Raw genomic sequence first — 3,886 nt, 5'->3', positions numbered from 1 at the left:
CGCGGCGCATCCCAGGGTAGTGGCCGTCGGCGAGACGGGCTTCGACTTCTACTGGGACCGCGTTTCCGAAGAGGTGCAGGAGGCGAGCTTTCGCTGGCAGGTCGCGCTGGCCGCGAGGCTCGACAAGCCCGTCATCCTGCACGTGCGCGACAAGGCGGGCGAGGAGCGCGCCGCGCTGGCCTCGGCCCGGCTGCTCGCAGAACTCGGCTGGCCCAAGGGCATCCTGCACTGCTTCAGCGGTCATCCCGCCCTCCTCGAGACGGGCCTCGTGCTCGGCTGGCTGGTCTCGTTCGCGGGCAACCTCACCTATAAAAAGGCCACCGCCATCCAGGAGGCGGCCAGGACGCTGGACAAGGACAGGCTTCTCCTCGAGACCGACAGTCCCTTCCTGCCGCCGCAGCCCAAGCGCGGGCAACCGAACCGGCCCGCTTACGTGCGCTACACGGCCGAGTTTCTGGCCGGCCTGCGCGGCGAGACCCCAGCCGAAGTCGAGGCCTATACCGACGCCAACGCCCGGCGCGTCTACGGCCTACCCCAGCCCGGCTAGACGGCCCGCTTCAGCTCCTCCAGGGCGGGCTCGTGGCGGTCGTAGCGCAAGAGGTGGGCGAGGCGCGCGCGCGAGATGAGCTTATGCGGCCGTTCGGGGATAAAGGCGGTGACCACGTCCACCCATCTGGGCCTGGCGTACTCGAGGACGACGTGCAGCGGGATGGCGACCGAGGGACTGGGGCGAATCGTGCCCAGGACGAGCAAGCGCTCGTCCTCGAGGTAGCGCAAGAGCTCGCGCCCGTAGAGCACCGCCGCGACCATGTCGCTCTCGGTAAAGCCCTCACAGGCCGCGTGCCTGGCGGCGTGCCGGGCAACGCGGTAGCGCCCTTCCCGAACGAGGGGCCGCAAGTCTGCAAGGGTGCGAACGCGCGGACGCTTGGGTACGGTCATAGAGTCCTCCAACTGTGGATGAAACGGTCACTCGGGCCCGGGCTGCTCGGGTCCAGACTGTTGGGGTCCAGGCCGGGGATGCTCTAAAACCAGCGCTACCCCAAGGTAGGGCCACTAGGCCCCTGCTAGTGCTTGGGGTCACTAGGTGCCCTGCGGAGCGGGTAAGACCCGGCCCTGGTGGGCCTGCAAGTGCGGGTACTACCTAGCCGACGGGTGCTTTGCCGTAAGGAGTTACATGGTTCAAAGATAGCACAGCCGAGCCTCGATAAGGTGGTTTCTTACACATATGTTTCTCCTCTCCTCGTAGGCTTGTAGGGTGCGGACGCTCTTCGTCGAGATGGCCGGGCCCGAGGCCCTGGGCACGCTCCAGGCGCTGGCTTTGGCGCTGGCGTCCCAGCCCGAGTGCAGTGCCTGGAGAGTGCTCGAGAGTGAGCAGGGCGGGCTCTACCTGCTCGAGCTCGACTGGCGCGGCGAGGCGCTGCCGGTGCTGCCGACGCCGGCCAAGGTCTGGCTCTTTCATGAGCTGAGCTGAGCGAGGTCGTCGTGGTCGCTCATACCCTATACCTGCATACCCTATACCTGCATACCCTATAGACACCTATGAAGCTCCACAGCCATCCGCTCAGCCTCGAGCCCGTAGCGCCCTTCGACTTCGACAAGTCGCTGGCCTTTTTGGCGCATCGGTTACCGGCCCAGCCGGGTCGCCTAGCGGCGATGACCGTAGCGAGGGCGCTGGCAGGCGAAAACGAGGTGAAGGGCGGCACGCTCACCAAGGCGCTGCGGGTAGACGGGGAGACGGTGGGATGTCAGCTTCGCAGTGTGGGCGCGGTGGCGAGGAAGGCTCGAGGTATGCCTCAGCATGGCCGGTGCTAGCGCGCGAGAGCGTAAGCGCTCAGACAGACAAGCGACCTCCCCTCCGCCATGCTGAGGCATGCGACTTTCACCCGCGAAGCCAATCTTTAGGACGGACACCCTCGAGCTGCTGCCCAGCCCCAAGCGCGTCTGCGCGGTCTTTGGCGGCAAGACCGTAGCCGACAGCCGGCGCGCCGCCATGCTCTTCGAGAAGGGCCACCTGCCCCTCTACTACTTTCCCAAGGACGACGTGGACATGGCGCTCCTGACGCCGACCGAGCACCGCAGCCACTGCCCGCGCAAGGGCGACGCCTCGTACTGGACGCTTACCGTGAACGGCAAGCGCGCCGAGAACGCCGCCTGGGCCTATCCCGAACCCCTGGCGGGCGCCGCGGGGCTGGCGGACTACCTAACCTTCTACTGGGACAAGCTGGACGCCTGGTTCGAAGAGGACGAGCGCCTCTACGCCCACCCGCGCGACCCCTACCACCGGGTGGACACGAGGCGCAGCTCGCGCCACGTCAGGGTCGTGCACGCGGGCGAGGTCATCGCCGAGACGCGGCGCCCGACGCTGCTCTTCGAGACCGACCTGCCCACGCGCTACTACCTCCCCGAGGCGGACGTGAACTGGGCGCGGCTCGAGCCCTCCCAAACCACCGCCTCATGTCCCTACAAGGGCGAGGCGAGCTATTACGGCGTCAGGGTAGGCGACGCGCTCGCCAAGGACCTCGTCTGGACTTACCGGCAGCCCTTGGCTGAGGCCCTCGAGGTGAGGGGGATGCTCTGCTTCTACCACGAGAAGCTCGACGAGGTCTCCATAGACGGCGAGCAGCTAGGCTAGGCCTTCGAGAAACCGTGTTCATCCACAGGGATGGTACAGGGATGGTACAGGGATGGTAATGGACGTGGTCGCCATCGTAACGCTACTATACCGCGAGCGCCGCTTCGCCGTCGCGGACCCCCTCGAGCCAGTGCTTGAAGTCCTCGAGCCCGCGCCTGTACGTCCTGGCGCGGCGCTCCGCCCGGCCCACGCCGCGTTCCTTGGGCAGCGTCGGCACCAGGCCCCAGTTGGCGTTCATGGGCTGGAAGCCCTCGGGGTTGGCGGTGGCGACAAAGCGGCTGAGACCGCCCAGCATCGAGGTTTCCGGCGGCAGGACGGGGTCCAGGCCGAGCGCCCGGCGCGCCGCGTTCTTGCCCGCCAGCCAACCCGTGGCCGAGGACTCGAGGTAGCCCTCGGTCCCGGCCAAGACGCCCGCCACGAAGAGGCGCGGCTCTTCGCGCAGGTCAAGCTCGGGGCTTAAGAGCTTGGGCGCGTTCAGATAGGTGTTGCGGTGCATCACCCCATAGCGAATAACCTCGGCGTTCCCCAAACCGGGAATGGTCCGGATCATCTCCTTCTGGTCGCCCCACTTGAGCCCGGTCTGAAAGCCCACCAGGCTCCACATCTGACCGCGCACGTCCTCCTGGCGCAGCTGCGCCACGGCGTAGAAGGACGCGCCGGTCTCGGGATGCTTGAGGCCGACGGGCTTCATGGGGCCAAAGCGGGGGGTGTCGTAGCCACGCCGGGCCAGCTCCTCGATGGGCACGCAGCCCTCGAAGAACTCGAGCCCTTCCCAGTCGTGTGGGACGTGCTTGCGCGCTTCGCTCAGGGCCTCGTACCAGCGGTCGTACTGCTCCTTGGAAAAGGGCAGGTTGAGGTAGTCGGCGCCCTGCTCGTAGCGGCCCTTGCGGTAGGCGACGCCGTGGTCGATGGACTCATAACTGATGACCGGTGAGGCCGCGTCGTAGAAGCCGAGAAAATCCATGCCCACGGTCTTGCGAATGCTTTCGGCGAGCGCGTCCGAGGTGAGCGGCCCCGAGGCGAGGACGACGATGCCGCCAGGAATCTCGGTCAGCTCCTCGCGGCGCACGGTGACGAGCGGGTGCGCCAGAATCGTCTTCGTCACCCTGTCGCCAAAGGCCTCGCGGTCCACCGCCAGGGCTCCGCCCGCGGGCACGCGGTGCGCGTGCGCCGCGGTCATCACCAGGCCGCCCGCCGAGAGCATCTCCGCCTGAAGGAGCCCTTTGGCGTTGGTCTCCGCCTCGCCGCCAAAGG

General features: G+C 67.3%; 6 protein-coding genes. 4 read left to right on the top strand and 2 right to left on the bottom strand.

All coding sequences use genetic code 11. From position 1 onward, the window contains the following. The coding region (locus M3498_16980) for a TatD family hydrolase (GenBank protein ID MDQ3460965.1) at window positions 1-547 on the top strand (547 nt) is incomplete at its 5' end. Here M3498_16980 and M3498_16975 read toward each other — a convergent pair. Next, window positions 544-939: a DUF4258 domain-containing protein gene (locus M3498_16975; GenBank protein MDQ3460964.1), complete on the bottom strand. Its 396-nt coding sequence runs from the start codon at window positions 937-939 to the stop codon at window positions 544-546. The genes M3498_16980 and M3498_16975 overlap by 4 nt on opposite strands. Window positions 940-1,255: 316 nt before the next feature. Here M3498_16975 and M3498_16970 point away from each other — a divergent pair, with 316 nt between their 5' ends. The 3 genes from M3498_16970 (at window position 1,256) to M3498_16960 (ending at window position 2,632) form a co-directional block, all read left to right on the top strand. Then, complete coding sequence (locus M3498_16970; GenBank protein ID MDQ3460963.1) at window positions 1,256-1,471, top strand: hypothetical protein; 216 nt, start codon at window positions 1,256-1,258, stop codon at window positions 1,469-1,471. Between the two features lie 68 nt (window positions 1,472-1,539). Further along, complete coding sequence (locus M3498_16965) at window positions 1,540-1,812, top strand: hypothetical protein (GenBank protein ID MDQ3460962.1); 273 nt, start codon at window positions 1,540-1,542, stop codon at window positions 1,810-1,812. 58 nt (window positions 1,813-1,870) lie between these two features. Then, complete coding sequence (locus M3498_16960; protein MDQ3460961.1) at window positions 1,871-2,632, top strand: DUF427 domain-containing protein; 762 nt, start codon at window positions 1,871-1,873, stop codon at window positions 2,630-2,632. Between the two features lie 85 nt (window positions 2,633-2,717). On the opposite strand, the gene trmFO is transcribed toward M3498_16960, so the two are convergent. After that, a partial coding sequence (gene trmFO, locus M3498_16955; GenBank protein MDQ3460960.1) for a methylenetetrahydrofolate--tRNA-(uracil(54)-C(5))-methyltransferase (FADH(2)-oxidizing) TrmFO occupies window positions 2,718-3,886 on the bottom strand: 1,169 nt, incomplete at its 5' end.

It is taken from the genome of Deinococcota bacterium (genome assembly GCA_030858465.1).
In the GTDB taxonomy this organism is placed as follows: domain Bacteria; phylum Deinococcota; class Deinococci; order Deinococcales; family Trueperaceae; genus JALZLY01.
The sequence above is the reverse complement of the archived record's forward strand: the minus strand, read 5'-3'. Positions and strand labels throughout refer to the sequence as shown.